The following is a 25,090-nucleotide window of genomic DNA, read 5'->3' on the forward strand; positions in this document are numbered from 1 at the left end:
ATAGCTAAGGCTTCTCTCTCCTGCGCTCTGAAAGCAAAACAACATTCTTGAGGTCTTCCTTGTTGGGGGCTTCCAGCCACTTCTTATCGAAATCTATATTCTGTGTAATCTGCGCGATAGCCGCCAGAGATTTCAAATGAAGATTCCGCTCATCAGCAGAACCAACTAATACAAATACTATATGTACCAGGTTATCCATCGGGAAAATCACTCCCGCTCTGGAACGTGCCAGTACTATCTTAAAAATATTCTTTCCTTCGATTATTACGTGCGGTATAGCTAAGCCTTTTCTTAAAACAGTGCTTGTCTCATTTTCTCTCTGAATAAATTTCTCATAAAGCTCTCTTTCAGGCACCCCCAACTCACCGCTAAGCTTCTTTGAAACCTCTGCAAAAAAATCATTCATTTCAATTGGCTTATCAAAATCTAAGACATCCGACTGATCAACCAACTTATGAAATTTATCTTCAACTATTTCATCCCTCTGGACTACGATATCCTTAAGTTCAATAAGCAGGTTATCCGAAGACAAGACCTTATCTTTTGCCACCATCCTCTCCAGCATATAAATCAAGGCTGAATCCTTACTGACTTTTTTATAAACATATAACCTATACCAGGCATAACCGCCGAGCAGAAAAACTACTGTAAATAAGATTATAGGCCTGCCCATTTCCACAAGAAGGAACAACCCCGAAAGTATCCCGGCAATCTGAAGATAAGGATAAAATGGGGTTATGAATTTTGGCCTATAGCTCAATATTTTGCTCTCTCTGAACAATATCAAAGTAAGGTTAGCGAAGACATAAAGCAAGATCAGTATGCTTGAGGCTACCTTTACTAGAAAATCGAGTTTAAGAAATAATATTACCCCGACCATAAATATCCCGGTAAATACTACCGATATGTAAGGCGTCTTAAACCTGCTCATCCTCTGAAAAACATTCGGTAGCAGCCTGTCCCTGCTCATGCTCAATGGGTATCTGGAAGCAGTCATTATCCCGGAATTGGCAGTAGAAATAAAAGCCAGAAAAGCCCCGATGCTTATTATAATTTTAAGTACGTTCCCGCCGAAAACACCTGCTGCCTCAGAGATCGGGATCAATGTCCCTCTTAAAACATCGGCATCCATCACGCCTACAGTAACAAAAATAACCGAAGAATAAATTAATGAGGTGACTGCCAAAGAAAGCAACATCCCTAATGGAAGATTACGGCTCGGGTTTCGAGTCTCTTCAGCCAAAGCTGCGACCTTAGTTAAGCCTCCGTAAGAAATAAAAACAAAACTTGCGGTTTTGATAACCGCACCTAAACCTTTATCCATAAATGGCGTAAAATTTAGAAGGCTTACCCGCGTTAAACCCCATACGGAAAAAGTTACAAGAGAAATCAGTAATCCGGTAACTAGTATTACCTGGGTCCGTCCGGCTTCTTTAATCCCGATAAGATTTACAAAAACAAAAAATGCGCAACAAACCAAAGCTATGTTGGTAACAGAAAGACTTGTCAGCAGAACCAGATAAGCTCCCATACCGATTAAGGCAAAGGCTCCTTTAAGGCTTAAAGAAAACCAAGTGCTAAAACCTGCTATCGTGCCTAAGAGCGGGCCAAATCCTCTCATGATATAAAAATAATCCCCTCCCGCCTTTGGCATGGCGGTAGTAAGTTCCGCCATGCTGAAAAGCGCAGGCAAACAAAAAATACCAGCAATAATATAGGACAGGATAACTGCTGGACCGGCTTTATCAAATGCCAAACCGGGTAATATAAACAATCCCGAGCTTATCATTGCTCCGGTAGCAACACAAAAAACATCAAGAAGCCCTAAATCTTTTTTTAAATAGCTTTTCTTCATCCTAATAAATCCTGCTCCCGGGCAATATAACCCATTCTTTAAAAAGCTCAAGGCACTCTTCATACAAGAAACTACTTACGATATCTATCTTGCTTGAACCCAACCGCTTCATCGATAGGCTGCTGATTTTTAATTCGTTAAATCCCACTTTAATTGCGTCTTTAATACCGGTCCCAAAAACTATTTTGTTTATCCTGGCCCAGTGTATTGCGCTAAAACACATCGGACAAGGCTCGGTAGTAGAATAAATTACGCAACCTTTTAAATCATAGCTGCCTATTTTAGACGAAGCCTCTCTAATTGCGTTTATCTCGGCATGGCAAGTGGCATCATTCTTTAAAACAGTATTATTAGCTGCTGCCAGGACCATTTTGCCTTTCACTATACAGGCTCCGAAAGGCCCGCCGTTTAAACTCTTCAAATTCTTTTTTGCTTCGGCGATTGCGATTCTCATGTATCTCTTATCCGGATTATATCTCATTCTTTAATAAACCTCTTGGGGTCTTTAGCGCATGCCAGCAATAACGGCAATTCAAGATTATGCGCAAGCAACAATTTTTCATCCCTCAATATCTCCAATACCTGACCCACCTTAATGATCTGCCCCTTATCTATTAAAGCTACCCGGCTGCAGACCTCAAGGACCAGGTCTAGGTCATGAGTTGCGATTATCTTAGTGAGAGCAAAATTCTTAAGCATATTCATAAGGTCCCTTCTGTGCTTGGGGTCCAGGTTACTGGATGGCTCATCTAAAACAAGTATTTTTGGGGACATGGAAAGAACTGTTGCGATTGAAATCCTTTTCTTCTCTCCATAGCTTAAGTGGTGCGAGACCCTTTGGAGAGCATCCTTCATATCTACTTTGCTCAAGGCTGAATCAACTGTATCCCTTACATCTTCCTTTTTCATACCCATATTTAAAGGCCCGAAGGCCACATCCTCATACACCGTCGGCATAAACAGCTGGCTATCCGGATCCTGGAAAACAAAACCAACGGTTTTCCTTATTTCTCTGAGATTAAGGTCATCCATAGCCAAGCCATTGATTCTCATATGCCCCTTTCCTCTGATTATCCCGTTAAAATGCAGGAGAAGCGTAGATTTACCGGCGCCATTCGGCCCGATGATACCCAATGTTTCTCCTTCAAAAATATCCAGATTTATGCCCCTTAGCGCCTGGTGCCCATCGGGATATTTAAAACTTAAATCTTTGATTTCAATTGCTTTAGAAGGCATCTGTCACCTGATAAATTTTATAATTATGAATGTTATAATTAATATAGCCATGAAAAATATATCCCTGCCCCTGAATTTCAGCTCCGTAAAAATATTAACTTGGCCCTCAAAACCTCTTGAAAGCATCGCCAGATAAACAGCCTCTGCCCGTTCATAAGACTTAATAAACAAAACGCCGATTATATTAGAAAAAATTTTAATATCCGACAACCTGAAACCCGTTACCGAGCGAGCCTCCTTGGACCTTACTATCTTTAGCAGCTCATCATAGATCACAAATATATAACGGTACATGAACGAAAGTATCAATATTATCACCCTGGGAAATTTCATCTTTTCAAGGCCTTTTAACAACTCGGTGAACCTCGTCGTAGCGATCAGCAAAATCAGGCATAATGTAGATAAATACGCCTTTATGCTTATATTCCAGAAAATCAACAAACCCTGACGGGTGAGCTCCGCATTAAAATAACCCAGCGAATAACTGCCGATTACCTCTCCCTCTTTTATAAAAGGAATAAATATTGCCGCGACTAAAACAAAGGGAATGACTACAAGCGACCTTTTTATTACTTTTAATAAAGGGATCCTGCAGAGCAGTATCTGAATAAATATTACGGCAGCATAAAGAAAGAAATTTTTATAAGCATTTGCCGGGCTGAGTATAATAAAAAGCAATAGAGTAAATAATGTGATTATCTTTGTGCGCGGGTCGAGGCGATGTAAAAAGCTGTCCCGGGAACCTGCGAATTCATCTATGTAGGAATGTTCCATTCTTACCCCTGCGTTTCAATAATAACCCTAATCCGTAACCAAGGCCGAATACAACCAAAGTGCCAAGGATACCGGCAAGAGAAGCAGAAAATTTTTCATTTTCAATATGCGGCAATGTATAATCAGGCATTGGAGAAGAAACTACCTGCCTGGCTTCGCCTTTTTCAATGAATCCCCGGTCAATAGCCACCCTTTCAAGCCCATCAGGGCTGGAAGATGCAAAAAGAGCTATAGCGCCTGCTGTGATAACTGCAATTAAAAGAGAGATCAATATATCCTTTTTCCCCATCTTATTATTTTATTATTTGCCGTAAATTAAATCCGGCCTTACTTTAATAACAAAACCGACCACAAAACATGTTATCATCGCTTCGCCAATACCGATAAGCATATGTATGCTGAGCATCGCCGGTAAAACAACATTTAAAGGAGAAATTTCTGACAGGACAAGCTCAAAAGAGCAAAAAAGAGAAGCCAGGACGACTGAAAACCAGGAAGCTATCGCAGTTGCCGGCATGATCGGCCCATGTTTACCGGATATTTTTCGTACTCCTAAATATACCAAATATCCGCCCATGGTGCCGACAATAGACATATTAAATATATTGGCTCCCAGAGCAGTCAGGCCCCCATCCTGGAATATTATGCATTGCACCAATAAAACAACGCTTATGACCACGGCAGCTACATAAGGCCCGACTAAAATAGCCGCAAGTATACCTCCCAGCAAATGCCCCGAGGTCCCGCCTACAACAGGAAAATTAACCATCTGCGCGGCAAAAACAAAAGCACTGATGACCCCCATAAGAGGGACCATCCTGTCTTTTAAAACCTGGGATGTTTTTCTCAGGCAATAGCTAATCCCGCCGGCAGAAACCAGCCACGCCGCCCCCCAAACATTAAAAGTTAAGAATCCATCCGGAATGTGCATAATTATTACAGCTAGAGGACAATCATTTTATTTTCCAAATCTTCTCTTTATACTGGTCAAGCATGCGGTAAGTATTAAAATACCCGCCGGTAGCCACACAATTAATCATAATATCTATCCATTCGGAATCTATATTCACACTCGTCCCTTTATTGGTCTCATAATATAAACGTGCCATATCTTCCAGGGCCTTATGTAACTCCTTGGAATCCTGTTCAAGATGGAGCTCGCTCTCATTACCGATCTCACCTTCCTTATTACAGTATCCAAATATTCTACCTATATTGCTGTCTTTAGCTTCGACTATCCAGCCGTCAAGGGTGCTGATCTGGAGCACGGCGTTTAGAATCGCTTTCATACCGCTTGTCCCGGAGGCCTCAAACGGGGGCAAAGGATTATTTAACCATACATCAACGCTTGAAGTAAGCATATGCGCAAGGGCTATCTCATAATTTTCAAGCATGATAATTTTTAAACTGCCGAATGAACCCGTAAGCCGGTCAATCTTATCAAGCATCGTATTAATATGGGTGAATCCAAGGTCGTCATTCGGATGAGCCTTGCCTGCGAAAATTATCTGTATGGGCCCCACTCTCTCTGATATCTCTATGAGCCTGTTAACATCTTCCAGTATCAGGCTGGGACGCTTATACCCTGCCATTCTTCTTGACCAGCATAATGTAAATATGTCCTTATCCAGCTTCCATTTGCTTAGCTTGTTCGATAATTCTATCTTATTATTCTGATGCGCGTTCCAAATACTGGCGCGAAACTCATTATCATCCCTTAACCGGTTAACCTTACTTAAGCTCATAGGGTCAGCTTCTATATCCCCAAGGACGGGCCTATATTTCTCATAAAGTTCTTTGAAACGGCTAGAAATCCATGTATGTGAATGCACACCGTTAGTAACATAGTCAATCCTATCTTTATATTTAGGAAATTGGATATGCATTACCTTCTGGTGGTTTAAAGATACGGCATTTATGGCTGAAGAAGCGTTCATTGATAACAAGGTAAGATTAATGACATTTTTTGATTCTAAGCCGAATTCTTCTGTCAGTTCAAGGTCTTTCGGATTCAATACATTGCTTAAGTCATTGTGGCTGAACCTGTCATGCCCGGCCTCGACCGGCGTATGGCATGTATAAACAAAATTCTTCCTTATATCCTGAACCTGTTCTTTCGGCAGGCCTCTGGCCTTTTCAATAAAAGAAAAAATCGCATGGCCTTCGTTAAGATGATAGATATCTATATTATATTTTAATTCACGCAACGCAGAAACACCGCCCATGCCCAATATGACTCTCTGCATTATTTTAATCCATACATTATCGCTGCGGTAAAGCTGGTCAGTAAGGTGTCTGTCTTTTTCGCTATTCTCGCTTAGATTTGAATCCAATAATATCAGGGGTATCGCGTAATCATGCTTATAACTGTAAACATAATATTTCCAAAGCCGCAAATATATATCTTCGTCTTTTAGGGAAATCTTTACCCTGTCTTTTAAAGGAATAAGCCCGGGATAAGTAGCATGGTCCCAATGCATCTCCTCCGGTACCTGGCCGTATTTAAACCAGAATCTCTGTTTAAAATACCCGGAGTTCCAGAGCATGCCGATGCCGGCAACAGGCAGCTTATAATCAGCCATCGTTTTTATAGTATCGCCAGCAAGCACCCCTAAACCTCCGCTATATATAGGCATATCTATGATATCGCCGACCTTAAGAGTAAAAAAATAATCTCCCAGGCGGAAATTAGAGAAAACTTCATTCTCCTGGCTTTTATTTTTAATGTCTATCGGCCTGTTAATCGAAAACCGGTTGTAAAAACTGGATGCAAGGCCGTATTCCATTGAAAAATAAGCTATGCAGCGTGAATCCTGTGAACGCAGCCTCTTTTCGCATTCGATTATGCTCTCAAGCGGCATGCCGAAATAAACGTCATCGGTTATATCTTTACTGTAAACATCTTCGAAGTTATCTACATTAACCAAAGATAAAAACTCTGATAAAGGCCCCATGTCTTCCTTTCTTTAAATAAAATTATGAATGCCTCCGGCCTTGCGGGCATTCAGTTAAAATAATAGAATCTGACTAAGCAGGGTGATGCTCATTACTTAGAATTGGGCTGGCATCCTGTTGAGAATAACAGATAAGGATATCTCCGGAATTAATAACTGTTTCTCCGGTCAGTCCTCCGATGAATTTCTCTCTTCTGCCAATTTTGCGGTAAATACCTAAAACGAGCACCCCAAGCTGTTCAAGGTGCAATTCGTTGAGTTTTTTATCAACGGCCCAGCTATTTTTTCTCACAATGACCCTAGATATGCAATAACCTTCACTAAGTCCTAAGAGCTGTTCATAATCAAAGATACGCATTGTTGTCCATTTCTTAAGAGCCTTACTTATAACCTTTCTCATTAAGACATATATGTGCCTTGACCGCGCAAATAAAAATATAAGTAATAGCCCCAATAAAAGAATAATGCCTTTTATGGCAAAATCCGTGCCATTTTTGTCCATAAAAGTAAGGACTAGCGTAGCCATTGACGTTGTGATACCCGCACTGCCAAAAAGTATAAGCAAGCGTATTATCCTGCGCCGCACTGGATGGGCGACTATAGCCTCTGACTCTGAAGTAGTAAAACCGGCACCTGAAAAAGCAGATTGCGCCTGAAAGGATGCTATTTCAGGGGATAGCCAAGTGAGCTCAAGTGCAATCGCTCCAATTCTAACGCCGATCAAAGACAGTGTTATAATTATAAGAAGGCCAATCAGAGCAAACATTCTAACCTCCCGTATATCAATATACTTTTATTTTTGGTCTTTTTTAATCGCATATAATATTACGATGAATACATATTAAAATAATTTATCAACGCATTAGTTGAAGAATCATATGAATCTGTTTTACTCTTTGAGCCGAGCTGCGGCAATATTCCGGATGCCAGCTGCTTGCCTAATTCCACCCCCCACTGGTCAAAACTAAAAATATTCCAAATAATCCCCTGCACAAAGATCTTATGTTCATACATGGCTATCAAAGATCCTAATGACCGCGGAGTCAACTCTTTCAATAAAATCGTGTTACTCGGCCTGTTGCCGTTGAATATTTTAAATGGCAAAAGCTTTTTTATCTCTTGCGGTGTCTTTCCGCTTGCCTTTAACTCGTTTAATGCTTCTTCCCTGTTCTTGCCTTTCATCAAAGCTTGAGCCTGCGCAAAAAGATTTGCAAGCAGTATTCTGTGATGGTCACCTATTCTATTATGCGTTTTAATAGGCGCTATAAAATCGCAAGGTATGAGTTTTGTCCCCTGGTGTATAAGCTGATAAAAAGCATGCTGCCCATTTGTGCCCGGTTCGCCCCATATCACAGGCCCGGTCTGATATTTCACAGGTTCACCGCCCCTGGATATATTCTTGCCGTTACTCTCCATATCTGCCTGCTGTAGATATGCCGGAAATCTGTGCAGGTACTGGTCATAAGGCAGGATAGCGTAAGTCTGCGCGCCAAAAAAATTATTATACCAAACCCCTAAGGCAGCCATTATAAAAGGTATATTCTTATCCAGCTGAGTATTCCTGAAATGCTCATCCATTTCATGCGCGCCTTCAAGAAGCTGGATAAAATTTTCAAAACCCACCGCGCATGCAATAGAAAGGCCTATGGCTGACCATAACGAATACCTGCCCCCAACCCAATCCCAGAAAACAAACATATTCTCCTTATTAATCCCGAATTCCATTACTCTCTGCTCATTCGTCGATATTGCCACAAAATGCTTACTTATATGCGCGTTATCCTTTGCTGCTTTTAAGAACCAATCCCTGGCACTATAAGCATTGGCCATTGTCTCCTGCGTAGTAAAAGTCTTTGAGGCGACCATAAACAGTGTATCCTCTGGATCCAGCCTTTTTAAAGTTTCCGCTATATGGGTTGCGTCTACATTTGAAACAAAATGAATGTCGATATTCGGCTTTTTATAATATTTTAATGCCTCTACCGCCATAGCCGGGCCCAGATCAGAACCTCCTATACCGATATTGACTATGTTCCTTATTGGCTTTCCTGAATACCCTTTCCAGCTGCCCGAAATAATGCTATCGGAAAATTTTTCCATCCGGGATAAAACGGCATTGATATCATTCATGACATTTTTGCCATCGACATAAACGGGTTTTCCTGAGCGGTTCCTTAAAGCTGTGTGAAGCACTGCGCGGTTTTCGGTTTCGTTTATCTTTGCGCCGTTAAACATGCTTTCTATGGCGTCTTTAAGCCCGGCCGCTTCTGCCAAGCCTACAAAAAGCTTAATTGTCTCTTCATTAATTATATTCTTGGAATAGTCAAATAAAATATCCTTAAAATTAAGAGAGAACTTCGAAGCCCTATCCTCATCATCGCGGAAAAGCTGGCGCATATGCACCTTCTGCATCTTTTTACGGTGCCGGACAAGGCCGGCCCAGGCCTTTGTTTTTTCAGGATTGGCTTTTTTTAACATATAACGCCCCTTTGGATGTTGTTAATCTGGCTGCGTAATCTTAAAAGTTAATTCTATTAGGTTACATTTTACATTCACTGTATTCTTAAAGCAAGAAAATTTAGAAAACAATTGTTTTATTCCCAAGCCTGATTATCCGGTAATCTATATAGCTGCTTATCGCTGATGATAAAGCCCTTTTCTCCAGGTTCTTGCCTTTTCTGATAAGGCTGGTTAAATCATCATTATGTGAAATGTATTCTACGGATTGGCTTATTATCGGTCCGTCATCAAGGTCCTCATTAACAAAATGGGCCGTTGCGCCGATAACCTTGACCCCCCTATCAAGGGCCTGGCGGTAAGGATTAGCTCCCTTAAATGAAGGAAGAAAACCGTGGTGGATATTTATTATATCCTTTGCATAACTGGATAAGAAATTCTTTGATAATACCAGCATGTACCTGGCCAAAACCAGGAAATCCGAGTTATTAGCAAGGGCAAGGATCTTATCCTCCTGCCTATTGCTTTTGTTTGCCGCAACATAATAAAAAGGTATATGGTACTGCTCTGCTAAGCTCCTGTGGTTTTCATAGTTACTGATGACAAACGGTATATTTACAGGCAACTCACCTGATTTAACAAGATACAATAAATCAACGAGGCAATGGTCGGGTTTAGATACTAATATACCCATATTCAGTATCCGGCTCTTATCGTGCATCTGCCATTTGGCGCCGAAACTATCCGCAATCCGGCTGAATTCATTTTTAAATTCCAGGATATCTTTATTTGCTGAGTCGATCTCAAACTCTACGCGCATTGAAAAATGACCTTTGGCAGGATCGGTAGTATGCTGATTAGCGGTTATTATATTGCCGTCATTCCTGAAGATAAAATCTGAAACTTTAGCCACTATTCCCTTCTGGTCACCGCACTGTAATAATAAAACCATTCTTTTTGTTCCGCTCATCCCCACCGCCTTTTATTAAAGACTATAAGATATGTGGTTAAATAATATTAGATAAAATAAACGTTATGCCGCTTTAAAAACCTGATAAGGCAGGGTTTATTTTTTTATTAACTCTTCTTTTATCTTATATATGATCCCTGAAGCTATTTCCGGCCTTGGCAGCATAAACTTCCTGGCGGAAACCGTAATACGAGTTTTGCGTTCCGATATCTTTTCAAGCTTTACTCCGATACTTGCCCCTCTTACATCTCCGCCGATACAGCCGTTTCGTTCATTCATCCTGGTCAACCTTCCCGCAGAATTCAAAACATGTTCCGTTGCCTTGCAAAGCTCATCATAACTGACATCAAGTTCTGCCTGGGCACTGTCTTTACCTACAAACGTTGCCGCAACCGCAACCGGCAATACTGCTACCCCCGCTACCATAGCGACCCCATAGATAGCCGCGCCCTTAATCCCGGCTGATTTCATCGGTTCGGATAATATAAGGATTGCCAGCTGCTTTGCGCTGGTTATATTCTTATAGTCCTTATTTATATTAATCTCATATACATTTACAGTCGGCTCATCCCCCACAGAGTAATCTTTCATAACCAGCCTTCCTATATTAAGCTTAAGGTGGTCTATGCGCAAAGGCAAATCTGCGGGTTTTGATTTTGCTTTTGGTTCTTTTGGCGCATGATTTTGCGAAACCTTTAAAGCATCGGCATTAAGCTTCCCTTCCCTGTTCTTTATCAGGCCGACTTCTTTAACCACGATTTCAGCATTAGGAAGGTGTATCTCTTTTTTCAATAAAGCAGCCAGGTCATATTCTACTCTGATCTTCGTTAATTCTATTATTATCCCCTTAGGGAAACCTTTAGGATTATAAACAGTCAGGCCGCTGATCATCATTGACTGTTTAAATATACCCATAGAAAAACCTTCTACTCTCACCGGGGCACCAAGGATGCTTGATGCGGCAACTGTTATGGTAGTCCTGATAATCTGGTCCCTAAGCACCATCAGAGTCAAGGTAATTAAAAGTATAATACCTACTATGATAATGATCTTTTTCATTTATCCCCCTATCATTTATTCCTCGTGTTTATCTCTCCATCCAGGACTTTAGGCAATGGCTGCGTATCAATTCGGATACCCCCGTCATGTTCGATTTTAACCGTATAAAGTATACCCGGGACAAACTTACTGGCAGGAGCCTCTATCTGCGCGTTCTTAATCCCCAACAACTTCGCCTTATCATTATCTAAAGCATAATCCCAGAATTCTTTCCAGATCTTCTTTTGGAAATTGCTTGCCCTGCCCTTTATTTCATAGCCTGACGGGATATTGTCAACTTTATTAATTTCGTATACCTGGGCTTCTTTGCCATTAATAACAAATGTTTTCATAAATATATATGCGCTTTTACCTTTGAGCCGGTTTCCTTTCATGACGAATTTATCATCAAAGCGGATCACTAACGCCTGGAAATGGATTATATTGCCGGGGAAGGTAAAATATCTGGGTTTTAGCGCAGAATTATCGGTATCGTACTCAAGAAATTTGATAGTTGTAAGTTCCTTATTGGTGGCAGGGTCTTTCTCAACCCGGGTGACGATAACCTGTGCAATCCGGGACTCGGCAGTCAGCCTTGAGATTATCTGGGATAGGATCATCCTTTCTGCGTGTATTTTTATTAAATACACAATTATAAGTGCTGCAATAAATATAATAAAGAGTGTGGTAAATTTTATTCTGCCTGGCATAATTATCAATATCTATAAATCTTTAACATCGCCCAAAATACCGACAGGCTTGCGAGGAAGAAAATAACGCTTAGCAAGCCTTTATTTATATCCCAGCTGAAAAAACGGGATAAGTCATAAAATGCATAGACTGCAAAAGTGAAACTGATACATAAACCGTATCTCTTATTCTTGTTTAAATATACGGCCAGACCGATAAAAACAATTGCTATTTCCAGAATAACTGAGACTATATTTAAAATAAGCATCCGATTCACTTATTTATACGACTGGAAACCCGGCATCCTTTCGCTTTTTAATTTCTGGAAACGCTCATCGCTTACACTCATCAATCCTTTAAGATACCTCCAGGGGATAAGTATATTCGTTTTTACCTTTTCTTTTACCTGTTTGTTGGGAGGGATAAGCTCTCCTTTATCATCCCACCAAACACCCAGCTCATACGCGGGATTCTCAATCCAGACACCTATATCATCGACACCGGTGACAACAGCCCACACTTCATCCTTATAGATCTGGAAGAGTGACAAATCCTGCCTGATTTCATCGGAGAACTTAATAAGAATCAATTTACCGGCTAATTCTTCTAACTGCATATCCACCTCCTATCCTGACTTATACTCATTATAACTCATATAGCTAGCCTTTCCAAATACTTTACACTCGGGGTAAAGACTGATACTGAAATTTAAAAACAATTGAGATGAAAAAACTTTGGTAGGGGTTCAGGTAATCAGGTATTTCACTGATATACTTTGCCATCTAAGAATAGCTTAACCGGATGAGCCTCTCCTTTAGAATCAATAGCCACTTCTACTACTATATTACTACTCCCGGAACCTGGAGACAAAACGTTTGTATTCAACGCTTCAATTTTTTCTAGAGCCTTTTCATATTTCTCTTTAATCTTATCTTCTTCCGGCTTAAGAATGATCCCTTCCTTGACCCAGATATCTATCTCTTTCTCAAGGTTGTTATACCACCAGCGGGATATTCCTGCCTTATAGATTCTTCTGGTCTCCTCATCAAGATTATTGATGAGCTCTTGCCTGCGCTTCTCAATCTCCCGCCAGTTATTGGGCCTCTCAACTTCCCGGGCAAGTTCCTGGCTTAAGAAAAATGATTCAATACCGTAGCTGGCCCAAATAGTATCCAGCCGGCTACTCATAAAATAGTGACTATTGACCCTGCCTTTTATATATAACCCGCCTGTCTTTGGCTTTTTAATATAAACAGCCTCCGGCTGCCAATACTCGCCTTCCTTATTCAATAAAACGTATATCTCCTGGCCGCTTTTTATCTTATCTACGGTTGCGTCCTTAAGCAGCTTAACTGGCAGGTCGTTTATTTTATATCTTAAAGCAACGTAATTGCCGCGGAATACGCTCATGGGATCAACCGGTATCGTCTCAAGCAATATCCTGTGAGCATCTTTAAGCTTCGCCTGCTGATAAAAAATCATTGCTGCCAGGAAACATAATTGCAGGATCAATATAACCAAAATAAAATATTTTCTCTTCATTCTGTTAACCCCGGTGCATTTTTGCTTCTATTTTCCTTCTTGCATTATCCGCAAGTATAGACCCGACTATTAAGATAACCCCTCCCAGCATAAATAATAATGACCTGGGCATCATTTTCCATAACGTATCGAAATACCTGCTAAGCACATCAATGAAGAATATAATTATTATCAGGCGGAATACCCCTTCGCTGTGCCTTAAGAAACTAAGATACATCAGAACGAATATATTAAGCAATAAGGCAAGATTATAAAACCAGGAAGTTGTTTTTGGAAATGTCAGGCCCAAACACATACCCAGGGCTGAAACACACAACAGCATGAGGACGTAGCCTGATTCTTTTGCATCATTAGGGTCTTCAGCCTTGGACATCTTGTGTAGTAAGGCCAGGGGAAGTAAAACAAAAAACACAAGCAGGATATTGAATACCGGCTTGCACCCTAAACCGATATAATTATCATAATGGTGTGAAAAAGTAAGAGAATAGGCGCTTATACAAATAATCAAGACTCCGATAAATTTATACAAAAAAGCAAAGATATTAAAGTTCTTAAGCTTTTCATGCTGCATACCCAGGGCATAAAGCAAAAAACCAAAAAAACTTAAAACACTTACCAGCATGATCTGAGCGCTAAGCCCGGCGTAAGCCAGGTTTTCACATTTGATCATCCAAAAATGTATTATCCAGTAAAAAACAATGGCTATAGAAATAAACAAAGAGAATCTCTGCTTGATATAATATGACAACCACACTAAAACAGCCAGCAAAAGAAAGACTCCGTAGGCCTCCCGTTCATAATAATAAGCCTGGTAGGAAAAAAGCCATATAAGGCTAAGAAGCGAAGAAAGGCTTAACACTGTCCATGAACGGCAGATAAAAACAATTGGCAATATACCGATTATCCAGAATAATATTCCGGCTGAAAAATTATAGTGTATTTGATAGATCTGGGCTATAAGCCATATACCTGCCCCGAACGCAAATGAACCTATTATTAAGAAGCCTTCGCTTAAGCCAAGATACCTGTCTTTTATATACCTGAAATAGTAGCTTGCCAGATGAAATAGCGTAATCGCCGAAAAGATAATCAGCACCTTTGATAATTTAGGTATTTTTTGCCAGTTTGAGGCTATAAAAAGGATTATACCTAAACCAATGAGGATTGAACCTAACGATATTACTGTATTGATTAAACGGTTATATTCAGGACGGCTGGAATAAAAACTGCGGATGCGGCTCTCCTGGGAAGAGTCAATTATCCCCTGACTCACCCAGTTCTTGGTCTCCTCATAAAGCTTTTTTACCCATGCTTTTGAAACCATGGATTAATTTTATCATTGTAATTATTAAAGTCAATAATTTTAATTCCCTGAAGGATAAAAATGCGGATTTTACGGATCTTTATGCAGCGTAAGGTATTATTCGACCAACCACGACATATCGCGGTTTGCCTTCTTCCAATCCTTTATTACCACGTAACCGATGAGGTTAAATACAGCATTGCGCAAGCGTAGTTTTAAAAGGAGGGCTATCGATCTTGAGAGGGAATAAAATTTAGTGTAACCTTTAATAAGTTCATGCTGCAGCTCTTTGGCGGATATCAACTTTGGCTTAAATACCACATGCTGGCCGTCATAAAGGCTCCAGTCTTTTGTAAATATGCGCCCCTCTTTTTCCAGCTCATCAAAAACTTTTGTACCGGGAAAAGGGGTCAGTGCGCACATCTGCATAGTGTCTATCCTATGTTTTCTTGCGAATCTTATCGTATCCCAGACAGTCTTTGTATCATCATTATCTCCGCCTAAGACAAACATACCGTGAACCTTGATTTTTTTCTTATGGAATGCGGCAAGCGAATCGGAGATATCTGCCACTGTCTGCTTTTTATCGTATGCTTTAAGGCTAAGTTCATTGACTGATTCTATGCCTACGCAGACTACTTTACACCCTGCCCGGGCCATCAGCCCCAAGAGCTTATCGTTTTTTGTCACATCGCAGCGTACCTGGCATGCCCAATTCCTTAATCTTTCACCTAACATGAATCTAAGCAGGGCAAGTGTCCTTTTTGGATGCGCAGCAAAATTATCATCGCAGAAAAATAATGTATTGTTTCTGCGTAATTTAAGCTCTCTAATTACGCTCTCTGCGCTGCGGAAACGGTATTTACGCCCGAATAGCTTGGTTACCGCACAAAAACTGCAATCAAACGGGCACCCTCTAGAAGTAGAAACCAAGGTAACTGCAGAAGCCCTTCTGTATCCTTTAATCAATGAAAAATCCGGAAAAGGAAGGCTATCAAGGTCTTCAACTGCACTGCCATAAACTAATCTGTCTTTATTCCTGCCCTCAATTACATCAACTATTATATTTTCGCCTTCGCCTATTACTACCTGGCGGGCATACTGGCTGGCTTCCTCAGGCAGAAGGCTGGCATGTATTCCTCCAATTACCACCTTCTCCCTAGGGAATCTCTTAGCGATTTCATATCCCCGCTTAGCAGTAGAAGTAAGGATTGATATACCTATAACATCTGCCTCAAGCTTACTGTAATCCGGCATGCATATATCTTCCTTATATATAGTAACTTCGTGCCCCCTGTCTCTGAGGATCGTCCCAAGATAGACGGGCCCCAGAAGAGGCATAGCAAGTTTACTATAAACATTTGCCTCGGATGAACGCGGTTCAATAAATACTATCTTCATAAAATTATTTTAATGCTTATTTTACGATATTAATAGTTACTGCTCTCGGGCCTTTATCGGATTTCTCTACTTCAAATGTGACTTCCTGGTCCTCAGTTAAGGTATCGAATTTAGCGTCTACGAGCCCGCTCTGATGAAAGAACAATTCTCTGCCGTCATTATCACTTATGAACCCGAAACCCCTGTCACGGACCAGCTTCTTTATTTTACCTGTATGCATTTGAAACTCCTCTCTGTAAAAAATAAGGCCTGGGATCTATTATAATCCCAGGCCTTTGCTTATAGTCAAAGATTATAATTTTACTACTCTGACAGCTTGCTCTCCCTTTGGTCCCTTTTCGATATCAAACTCTACTTCCTGACCTTCTGCAAGAGTCTTATAGCCATCGCCCTGAATTGCGGTATGATGTACGAATACATCACTTCCTGATTCAGGAGTAATAAAGCCATAACCTTTTTGGTTCGAAAACCACTTTACTTTACCTCTAGCCATTACTTACTACCCTCCTTTCTTACTTATTTTTTGTGTAGTAAATAACGGCTCGTAACAAAAAAAGCCGTTTCGGCAAGTCTATCTGCCTTACGGCTTCAATTTCACTTCCCTCTCTACTACAGGTGTAAATATACACTACATTCAGACAAATGTCAAGGATTAATTAGTTCACGGTTCATAGTTCATGGTTCATAGATAATCTATATATTATATCCTTATTTAGGCAGGGCTCATAGTTCCTGGTTGATAGTTCATAGAAAAGTTGATCGCAAGGACACCATACGTAATACCTATACAATCCATGAACTATGAGCCAGAATAGTGACTAACCATTAGCTTATTATTTATGCCTATATTTGATAACCCTTGCTTTTTCAAGAGTAATAAGGCCCTCGACTACGCAATCATCCAGAAAAGGCAGGAGTTTATTAAGATTTGCATCTGTATCTACAATCTCGATTACAACCGGGAGGTCTTCTGAAAGACGGAGGACTTTTGCCGAATGCAACCTGCTATCGGCGCCAAAACCAATAATACCGCGAATAACAGTTGCGCCTGCCAAATTCAATTCTCTTGCTTTACAAACTATGTATTCATAAAGAGGTTTCCCCTCATAAACGTCGGACTCGCCTACAAATACCCTCAAAAGCATGCCTTCTTCCGGGAGCTTCATATTCTCCTCCTTAATCTATTAAAGTCAGCAATAATCTCGCAGACAAAAATCCGGTAACTACCAAAATAATACCTAGGGCATTAGTAAAAAAAATATTAATAATCATTAGCCGGTATTGGCTGTCTCTTAGAAGATTCAAGTTCTCCAAACTGAATGTAGAGAAAGTGGTAAATCCGCCTAGAATACCGATAAATATAAATAGCCTTATATTTGGAGAAACCGCTATGCGCTCAAAAACGCCCCATAAGAATCCTATTACTAATGAACCTGAAAGATTGACTACCAGCGTCCCGTAAGGGAAAACAGCACCAGAAAACTTATAATCAATGCCTGAAATAACATAACGCAATAGGGTCCCTATCGCTCCGCCTGTTGCAATAACAAAAAACCTCAACATAAGCCAATGTCCTCCTGTTTGGATTTTGTAGGAGTTATCAGCCTGTTGAGGCGTTTATTGGCAAACCCCATTGCCAGTATTAATCTTCAGTTTATTATACCCCTTAACCTCTAAAAAATCATCTTTTATTTATTGCTGCTATCATACAACTGTTTCTTTTACCCTCGCCTGTTTCAATGATTCGTGATACTCCTGTAAGGATTGCGGCTTAGAGGACATTTTCCTAACCGATTCAATACCGTCTACTGTTGCCCTGGCTGCAGACATTGTAGTTACATAAGGTATCTTATACTGGATAGCAAGCATACGTATATAGCTGTCATCGTAAACACTCATTCGACCTGCAGGGGTATTGACGATAAGGTTAATCTCTTTATTTTTTACCGCATCTGCTATATTCGGCCGGCCTTCATGAAGCTTCTTGATTAATACAGATTCCAGGCCCTTACTCATGAGGAAATTGTGGGTATTTTCTGTTGCCAGTAACCTGAATCCCATATTAGATAATTTACCGGCGATAAGCAGAAGCTCATCCTTATCTTTATCATTAACCGTCACCAAAACATTGCCTTCTGTAGGAAGCCTTGTCCCTGCTGATTCCTGGGCTTTAAAGAAAGCCATGCCAAAATCCTTGTCAATACCCATAACTTCTCCTGTCGCGCGCATCTCCGGCCCCAACACGGGATCGACCTCAGGAAACATATTGAAAGGAAACACTGCTTCCTTAACTGTAACATAGGGCAAAGCTTTTTGCGCAAGCTCAGGGAAATCACTTATTTTCTTGCCCATCATCAGAAGCGTAGCAATACGTGCAAGCGGAATACCTGTGGTCTTGGCTACAAAAGGGACAGTCCTTGACGCCCGGGGATTAGCCTCCAGGATATAAACTTCATCTTCACAGATAGCAAATTGGATATTTATAAAACCTACGACCTTAAGCTCGCGGGCAATTTTGCTGGTCCATTCTTCGATTGTTTTTAAATGCCTGGCTTTTAAAGTACGGGAAGGTATAGTGCAGGCGGAATCTCCTGAATGTATACCAGCGTGTTCAATATGCTCCATTACCGCCGCTACAAATGTCTGCTCCCCGTCACAAAGGGCATCTACCTCGCACTCTGTAGCATTAGCAAGAAAACGGTCGATAAGCATTGGGTACTCCGGGCTTACCTGGATAGCTTCCTTGGCATATTTAGCCAGCATCTTTTCGTCATAGATTATCTCCATCCCCCTGCCGCCCAAAACAAAAGATGGCCTCACCATCACCGGATAGCCAATTTTACCTGCAATGGCTATAGCTTCATCCAAAGAAAAGGCTGTTGCTCCTTCTGTCTGGCGGATCTTTAACTCAATCATCTTCTGCCTGAATAATTCCCTGTCTTCAGCGAAAGAGATGCTTTTTGTGCTGGTACCTAATATTTTCACTCCGCATTGCTCAAGTTCGCCGGCGATATTAAGGGGCGTCTGTCCGCCAAATTGCACAATAGCCCCGAGCGGCTTTTCTTTTTCCCATATAGTCAGGACATCCTCAACTGTCAAAGGTTCAAAATACAGTTTATTGGAAGTATCGTAATCGGTTGATACTGTTTCGGGATTACAATTAATCATAATCGATTCATAGCCTTCATCGCGCAGGGCAAAAGCTGCATGAACGCATGTATAATCAAATTCGATACCCTGGCCTATGCGGTTAGGCCCGCCGCCCAGAATAAGCACCTTCTTCTTATCAGAAACAGGCACAAGGTCCTTACCGGAAGAATAAGTAGAATAATAATAAGCGGCATCTTTTACGCCGCTAACAGGCACAGCCTCGAAACGGGCGTTCCCTACAACTTTTTTCCTGCGTTTACGGACGTCGGCTTCTTTGATATTGAAAATCTTCGCAAGATATTTATCGCTAAACCCCCACTCTTTAGCTTTTTTTAACTCTTTATCGCTTAAACCTTTCCAGCCCGCGTCAAGCATATCCTGCTCAAAATCTACCATTTCTTTCATCTCTTGTATAAACCATTTTCCTATATGAGTTATTTTGTTCAGCTCAACCACGCCTATGCCTTTACGCAAGGCTTCATACATCAGAAAAACCCTCTCACTGGAAGGAAAAGCCAGCTTGAGCTTCAAGTCTTCCAAAGACAAAGTGTTGAAATCTTTAGCAAATCCCAAACCATACCTGTTTGTCTCAAGGGAACGTATTGATTTACCGAACCCCTCCTTGAATGATTTAGCGATACTCATCACTTCGCCAACTGCCTTCATCTGGGTACCAAGTATATCTTTTGCCTGGCGGAATTTCTCAAAAGCCCAACGCGCAAATTTTATAACAACATAATCCCCCCAAGGTTCGTAATTATCCAATGTCCCTTTTCTCCAGTACGGCATTTCATTAAGGTTAAGCCCCGAAGCCAGTTTAGCTGAAATGCGGGCAATAGGAAACCCTGTTGCCTTGGAAGCAAGCGCAGATGAACGCGAAGTACGCGGATTAATCTCTATTACCACCAGTCGGTCGTCCTTCGGATTATGGGCAAATTGAATGTTCGTGCCGCCGACTACCCCAATTGCGTCAACTATTTTATATGAAAGTTCCTGCATTTTCTTCTGTAAAGACTGCGGGACAGTGAGCATCGGCGCTACGCAAAAGCTGTCTCCGGTATGAACCCCCATTGCGTCAATATTTTCGATGAAACAAACCGTAATCTTTTTGTTTTGCTCATCACGGACCACTTCCAATTCCAGCTCTTCCCAGCCGATAACCGCTTCCTCTATTAAAACCTGATGGATGAGGCTTGCGTTTATCCCGCGGTTAACCAATACTACCAGGTCCTCGTTATTATAAGCGATTCCGCCGCCGGTCCCTCCAAGCGTATAGGCCGGGCGCACAACAACCGGATACCCAAGCTCCTGAGAAATCTTTAATGCCTCTTCTTCGGAATGGCATATCTTTGAGCGCGGTACGGGTATATCAAGTTTTTTCATTGTATCTTTGAATACCTCACGATCTTCACCGCGTTCAATCGCGTCCGCCTTAACTCCGATGATTTTAACTTTAAATTTATCAAGCACACCTGATTTATGCAAAGCGGATGCCAGGTTTAAACCCGTCTGTCCACCCAAATTCGGCAATAATGCATCCGGCCGCTCTCTTTCAATAATATTACTGACACTTTCTACGGTAAGAGGTTCAATATAAGTCCTGTCAGCCATACCCGGGTCAGTCATGATGGTGGCGGGGTTTGAATTAACTAATACAATCTCGTAGCCTTCCTCGCGCAGAGCCTTGCAAGCCTGTGTACCGGAATAATCAAATTCACACGCCTGTCCTATTATAATAGGTCCCGAGCCTATTATTAAAACCTTCTTTATGTCTTTTCTTCTTGGCATATCTTAATCCTCCTAAAAAGATGATTAAAAATTAGGCAGAGCACATTAAAAAAAAGGCAATTCTTAATTTAATAAGAATTGCCTTGAAATCCTGAATGTGCCGGTAAAAACATAAGCTGTGCCCTTTAAACTTGTCCTGATTCTTTTTACTATTGTATTAGGCAAAATTACGGGAGTCAAGACTAATTTATGCTGCCCGAAAAACTGGCTATTGGCTCTTGCCTCTTATTTTTATTCCCCGCGCACGCAGCTCATCAGTCTTTCGCTTAGAACACTCCATACACAGGAACACCGGCTTGGCATCACGCTTCTCATAATTCGGCGCTTTTGCAAGCCTCCAGAGGCTTTCATGTTTTCCGCAATTATCACAAATACCTTTCTCTTTAAATTGCCATACCTCTACCGCATAACTGGTAAATATGAATTTATCAACCCAGAAAAATATCGCCCCTCCTATCAGATTTGCGATAACCGTGGACCAGATACCTGTGCCAAGGCGGCGGACAACTAACCAAAGAATAGGCGTGCTCAACTGCCATCTTAATAAATAAAGTAAAAACCTTCTCATAGCATTCCTCCTTACAGAGTTTATGGTTATAATTTATGATTTATTTTGCGATTATTAGATAATTAACAACGAACGGCTGGATTTTGCTGTTTTATAAATATTAATACAATTCATGATTTAGTCAATAAAAAATAAACGCGCACGTTTTAAAAATATTTTTATTTATAAACACAGTAATGACAGGAAAAATCTGTCAACGTATATGGCAGGAAGGCTTCAACCCGTGCTTTTTATAATAATCCTGATGGTAATCTTCAGCCGGATAGAATTCTAGTGCTTTCACGATCTGGGTAACAACCGGGTTCTTAAACTTTTTCGATTTATCCAGTTTCTCCCTGGATTCCAATGCAAGCATTTCCTGTCCTTTTGTATGGAAAAATATTGCTGAGCGGTACTGCGTTCCAACATCAGGGCCTTGTCTGTTAAGAGCAGTAGGGTCATGTATATCCCAAAAGATATCAAGTAACCCGGAATAAGATATTTTGGCGGGATCATAAACTATCTCAACTGCCTCAGCATGGCCGGTCTTACCGGAACAGACATCTTCATAAGTCGGGTTCTTGAAATGCCCGCCGGTATAACCTACCCTGGTAGAAATAACTCCTTTACCGATAAGCTGGCGGAATGCAGCTTCGACACCCCAAAAACAGCCTGCGGCAAAAGTAGCTGTCTCTGTTTGTACTTTGGCAGGTATAATTGCAAGCTTCAAAGCCAAGGTATTTATACAATAACGCTTGCCTGTAGGAGGCGGGCCGTCATCAAAAACATGCCCCAAATGCGCATCGCACCTTGCACAAACAACTTCTAAACGCTGGATTCCGAAACTATTGTCGGGTTTTATCCGGACGTTCAACTCTGATACAGGCTCCCAAAAACTCGGCCAACCTGTCCCAGAATCAAATTTTGTTTTGTATATAAAGAGGTCTGTTCCGCAGCCAACGCATTGATAGATACCTTCTTCTCCCTTTGACGGAATAGGGCAAACTTTGCTGAACGGAGATTCTGTACCCTTTAACCTTGTGACTTCAAATTGCTCAGGAGTAAGGATTTTCTTCCATTCCTGGTCAGTTTTGTAGATTTTAGCCACTATTTCAACTTTACCGGTTATGGCATTATAAATTTTTATCTTTTCATTCCTGAGATTAGAATCCATAGCATTACCTAAGGGTAAAAGAAGTAGAAATAATATTAAAGATAATAAAAGAATACGTTTGTTCATAGTTCATTGTTAGTTCACGGTTCACAGCTCATAGTTCACGGTATAGCTAAAGATCAATGCCGGTGACTTTAGAACGTAATGATTTCTTTTGAGAATGCCTGCGCTTAGCTTCCAATATTTTTATCTTTGCTCTGCGTGACCTTCTGCGTTTCTGCCTCCGGATCTTTTCAATGCGCTTTTGCTCTTCTGAAAGTTTGCCAAGAATCCTGTTCTCTATTTTTTTTAAAAGAATTCTCCTGGCGCGATAGCGGTTTAAAACCTGAGAGCGCTCCTCCTGGCACTTGACTTCAATACCTGTAGGTATGTGGCGAAGGTACACGCAGGTTGCAACTTTATTTATATTCTGCCCGCCCGGACCTTGAGCACGAATAAATCTCTCAACGATGTCGGCTTCTTTAACACCAAGGCGCAGCATAGCTTCTTTTAATATCTTTTCTTTTTCTAAAGATACCATTTCAATACGCTTTCTTTTAATTATATTCCTCTTAAAGGCAACCAGCAATAAATAAAACGAAGCTAAGCGATACTCCCGGATTCGATAATCTGCCTTAAGGTCTTGATGCGCTCATCTATATAAGGATGCGTCCTTAAATAAATAGGTATTTCAGGCCCCGGGCTCTGGCCCTGCTTAATTTTTTCCAGGGCAGATATGGCCGCATTAGGATTAAACCCGGCTCTGGAGGAATACCTGACCCCTAATCTATCCGCTTCATATTCATCTTTACGGCTATAGCTTAATGATATCAGATTAAATAAGATATCTATCTGTTCGGCAATATAGCTTGCCTTTGCGCTGCCTTTATCTCCGGCTGCCGTAAATGCCACGGTAAGAAGTATCTGGTAAGAAACATGCGACTGGATTTTCTTTATGACATGCCTGGCAGCCACATGGCCTATCTCATGGCCGATGACAGAAGCAAGCTCATCGTCATTCAATTTCTCCATTAACCCCTGGTTAACATAAATAAATCCGCCTGGAAGAGTCATGGCATTTAGCTCTTTATCTTCCAATACCTGAAATTCATATTCTATATCCTGGCGGTCTGACACTTTGGCTAACCTAGCGCCAATCCTGCGTGCCCTTTCCTGAAGATTGCGGCTCTTTGCAAGTGGCTGCGTCTTGACTAGTTCGGCTGCCATATTCCTGCCGATAGCCGCCTCTGTGGGGCTGTTTATAAGAATAAATTCTCTTCTGTCTGTGGCCGGGTTATAAATAGTAACACAGCCGGAGAAAAACAAAGACATTCCGGCAATCGCGTATATAAATAACTTTCTTACCATATGTTGCATGTCTATTATAGGTATGCGGTTATTTACCCTTAAGCATATCCTCTAGCATCATGCGGTGAAACAATAATTCCTTATACATAGGGTCATTTTTATCCAGGTATTTCTCTGCTTCCAATAAATATGAAATGGCCTGCTCATAATCTCCCATGTTTGTATAAACCGAACCTAAATTAGCCCAGGACCGCCAGCTATTAGGTATGATCTCCAGGCACTTCTTTGTATACTCAATAGATAATTTATAATAACTATCGTCCTTATTCTGGTTATAAGGCTCAATCCCTTTTTCAAGGTAATTAGCTCCCAGGCTATAATAAATCTGTGCCATAGTAAACTTGTCATCCGTTTTTGATAAAGCCATCTTGCCTAATTCTATAGCCTTGTCAAAATCATGGCTGGCATAGTAATAATTAATTTTCTTCAGAATCTCTTCTATGGAAGAGTCGGCTCTTATTTCTATATTCTCTTTTGGATCAGGGGGTTTGGTATATTCCGAATTTAAAACCTCTACCTTGGCAGATTTCTTGTCCGGTTCGGCCTGGGTACCAGTAGTGTCAACGACATCTTTTCGTATGGCCATTACTTCATCCTTAAAATAAGTAAGCGGTGTGCCATTAAAATCGATCTTCACATAAGTATCCGTATCCTCCAATATCTTGCCTTCTACAGTCTTACCATTCTTCAGAACTACCATTTCTGCAAAAGCCGGACAGATCAACAAAAGAGCAACAAGACAACCGACAATCAGCTTTCTCATCACTTCCTCCATTTGTTAAAGCATCGAATAAGGACCGTTTCCCTCTAACCCACTGTAACGCATTCAGATATGAGTGAAGTGTCCCCATCTGAACTTTTTAA

At 41.0% G+C, this 25,090-nt stretch carries 27 protein-coding genes; all 27 read right to left on the reverse strand.

Annotated features, from left to right (window positions below; genetic code table 11):
- Positions 1-4: 4 nt before the first annotated feature.
- Complete coding sequence (locus tag C4533_04830) at positions 5-1,855, reverse strand: amino acid permease (GenBank protein ID RJP29127.1); 1,851 nt, start codon at positions 1,853-1,855, stop codon at positions 5-7.
- A gap of 1 nt (position 1,856) precedes the next feature.
- Complete coding sequence (locus C4533_04835; protein ID RJP29222.1) at positions 1,857-2,309, reverse strand: nucleoside deaminase; 453 nt, start codon at positions 2,307-2,309, stop codon at positions 1,857-1,859.
- A 23-nt stretch (positions 2,310-2,332) separates the two neighbouring features.
- Positions 2,333-3,091 (reverse strand): ABC transporter ATP-binding protein, encoded by a 759-nt coding sequence (locus C4533_04840; protein ID RJP29128.1) that lies wholly within the window; start codon positions 3,089-3,091, stop codon positions 2,333-2,335.
- A 3-nt stretch (positions 3,092-3,094) separates the two neighbouring features.
- Positions 3,095-3,865 (reverse strand): cobalt ECF transporter T component CbiQ, encoded by a 771-nt coding sequence (gene cbiQ, locus C4533_04845; protein RJP29129.1) that lies wholly within the window; start codon positions 3,863-3,865, stop codon positions 3,095-3,097.
- Complete coding sequence (locus C4533_04850; GenBank protein RJP29130.1) at positions 3,843-4,154, reverse strand: hypothetical protein; 312 nt, start codon at positions 4,152-4,154, stop codon at positions 3,843-3,845. The genes cbiQ and C4533_04850 overlap by 23 nt, the downstream gene beginning before the upstream one ends.
- A 12-nt stretch (positions 4,155-4,166) precedes the next feature.
- The gene (locus C4533_04855) at positions 4,167-4,796 is read right to left on the reverse strand and encodes a cobalamin biosynthesis protein CbiM (GenBank protein RJP29131.1); all 630 of its coding nucleotides are present in this window, start codon (positions 4,794-4,796) and stop codon (positions 4,167-4,169) included.
- A gap of 22 nt (positions 4,797-4,818) precedes the next feature.
- Entirely contained in the window at positions 4,819-6,819 is a 2,001-nt protein-coding gene (gene glgP / locus C4533_04860; GenBank protein RJP29132.1) for an alpha-glucan family phosphorylase, read from the reverse strand.
- A 73-nt stretch (positions 6,820-6,892) separates the two neighbouring features.
- Positions 6,893-7,585, reverse strand: coding sequence for a potassium transporter TrkA (locus C4533_04865; GenBank protein ID RJP29133.1), 693 nt, complete (start codon positions 7,583-7,585; stop codon positions 6,893-6,895).
- A 59-nt stretch (positions 7,586-7,644) separates the two neighbouring features.
- Positions 7,645-9,297 carry a glucose-6-phosphate isomerase gene (locus C4533_04870; GenBank protein RJP29134.1) on the reverse strand — a complete coding sequence of 551 codons (1,653 nt, stop codon included), beginning with the start codon at positions 9,295-9,297 and terminating at the stop codon, positions 7,645-7,647.
- Positions 9,298-9,397: 100 nt separating this feature from the next.
- Positions 9,398-10,228 (reverse strand): formyltetrahydrofolate deformylase, encoded by an 831-nt coding sequence (gene purU / locus C4533_04875; protein ID RJP29223.1) that lies wholly within the window; start codon positions 10,226-10,228, stop codon positions 9,398-9,400.
- A 114-nt stretch (positions 10,229-10,342) separates the two neighbouring features.
- Positions 10,343-11,305, reverse strand: coding sequence for a hypothetical protein (locus C4533_04880; protein ID RJP29135.1), 963 nt, complete (start codon positions 11,303-11,305; stop codon positions 10,343-10,345).
- Positions 11,306-11,316: 11 nt separating this feature from the next.
- Positions 11,317-11,994, reverse strand: coding sequence for a hypothetical protein (locus C4533_04885; GenBank protein ID RJP29136.1), 678 nt, complete (start codon positions 11,992-11,994; stop codon positions 11,317-11,319).
- A gap of 5 nt (positions 11,995-11,999) precedes the next feature.
- Positions 12,000-12,242 carry a hypothetical protein gene (locus C4533_04890; GenBank protein ID RJP29137.1) on the reverse strand — a complete coding sequence of 81 codons (243 nt, stop codon included), beginning with the start codon at positions 12,240-12,242 and terminating at the stop codon, positions 12,000-12,002.
- Positions 12,243-12,251: 9 nt separating this feature from the next.
- Positions 12,252-12,590, reverse strand: a complete 339-nt coding sequence (locus tag C4533_04895) for a hypothetical protein (GenBank protein ID RJP29138.1) — start codon at positions 12,588-12,590, stop codon at positions 12,252-12,254.
- Between the two features lie 146 nt (positions 12,591-12,736).
- Positions 12,737-13,516 carry a hypothetical protein gene (locus tag C4533_04900; protein RJP29139.1) on the reverse strand — a complete coding sequence of 260 codons (780 nt, stop codon included), beginning with the start codon at positions 13,514-13,516 and terminating at the stop codon, positions 12,737-12,739.
- A 4-nt stretch (positions 13,517-13,520) separates the two neighbouring features.
- A complete protein-coding gene (locus tag C4533_04905) occupies positions 13,521-14,840 on the reverse strand; it encodes a DUF2157 domain-containing protein (GenBank protein ID RJP29140.1) in 1,320 nt (439 codons plus the stop codon).
- A gap of 96 nt (positions 14,841-14,936) precedes the next feature.
- Positions 14,937-16,220: a radical SAM protein gene (locus C4533_04910; GenBank protein ID RJP29141.1), complete on the reverse strand. Its 1,284-nt coding sequence runs from the start codon at positions 16,218-16,220 to the stop codon at positions 14,937-14,939.
- A gap of 16 nt (positions 16,221-16,236) precedes the next feature.
- Entirely contained in the window at positions 16,237-16,440 is a 204-nt protein-coding gene (locus C4533_04915; protein ID RJP29142.1) for a cold shock domain-containing protein, read from the reverse strand.
- 72 nt (positions 16,441-16,512) lie between these two features.
- Positions 16,513-16,713: a cold-shock protein gene (locus C4533_04920; protein ID RJP29143.1), complete on the reverse strand. Its 201-nt coding sequence runs from the start codon at positions 16,711-16,713 to the stop codon at positions 16,513-16,515.
- Positions 16,714-17,053: 340 nt separating this feature from the next.
- On the reverse strand, positions 17,054-17,386 hold the full coding sequence (locus tag C4533_04925) for a DUF190 domain-containing protein (GenBank protein RJP29144.1): 333 nt from the start codon (positions 17,384-17,386) through the stop codon (positions 17,054-17,056).
- 10 nt (positions 17,387-17,396) lie between these two features.
- Complete coding sequence (gene crcB / locus C4533_04930) at positions 17,397-17,783, reverse strand: fluoride efflux transporter CrcB (protein ID RJP29145.1); 387 nt, start codon at positions 17,781-17,783, stop codon at positions 17,397-17,399.
- Positions 17,784-17,924: 141 nt separating this feature from the next.
- Positions 17,925-21,158: a carbamoyl-phosphate synthase large subunit gene (locus C4533_04935; protein ID RJP29146.1), complete on the reverse strand. Its 3,234-nt coding sequence runs from the start codon at positions 21,156-21,158 to the stop codon at positions 17,925-17,927.
- Between the two features lie 208 nt (positions 21,159-21,366).
- Entirely contained in the window at positions 21,367-21,726 is a 360-nt protein-coding gene (locus C4533_04940; GenBank protein RJP29147.1) for a hypothetical protein, read from the reverse strand.
- A 193-nt stretch (positions 21,727-21,919) separates the two neighbouring features.
- The gene (locus C4533_04945; GenBank protein RJP29224.1) at positions 21,920-22,879 is read right to left on the reverse strand and encodes a bifunctional methionine sulfoxide reductase B/A protein; all 960 of its coding nucleotides are present in this window, start codon (positions 22,877-22,879) and stop codon (positions 21,920-21,922) included.
- Between the two features lie 112 nt (positions 22,880-22,991).
- Positions 22,992-23,399, reverse strand: coding sequence for a peptide chain release factor-like protein (locus C4533_04950; GenBank protein ID RJP29225.1), 408 nt, complete (start codon positions 23,397-23,399; stop codon positions 22,992-22,994).
- Positions 23,400-23,461: 62 nt separating this feature from the next.
- Positions 23,462-24,235 (reverse strand): hypothetical protein, encoded by a 774-nt coding sequence (locus tag C4533_04955; protein ID RJP29148.1) that lies wholly within the window; start codon positions 24,233-24,235, stop codon positions 23,462-23,464.
- Between the two features lie 19 nt (positions 24,236-24,254).
- Positions 24,255-25,001, reverse strand: coding sequence for a hypothetical protein (locus C4533_04960; GenBank protein ID RJP29149.1), 747 nt, complete (start codon positions 24,999-25,001; stop codon positions 24,255-24,257).
- Positions 25,002-25,090 lie beyond the last annotated feature (89 nt).

The sequence above is a fragment of the Candidatus Omnitrophota bacterium genome, assembly GCA_003598025.1.
In the GTDB taxonomy this organism is placed as follows: Bacteria; Omnitrophota; Gorgyraeia; order Gygaellales; family Profunditerraquicolaceae; genus Profunditerraquicola.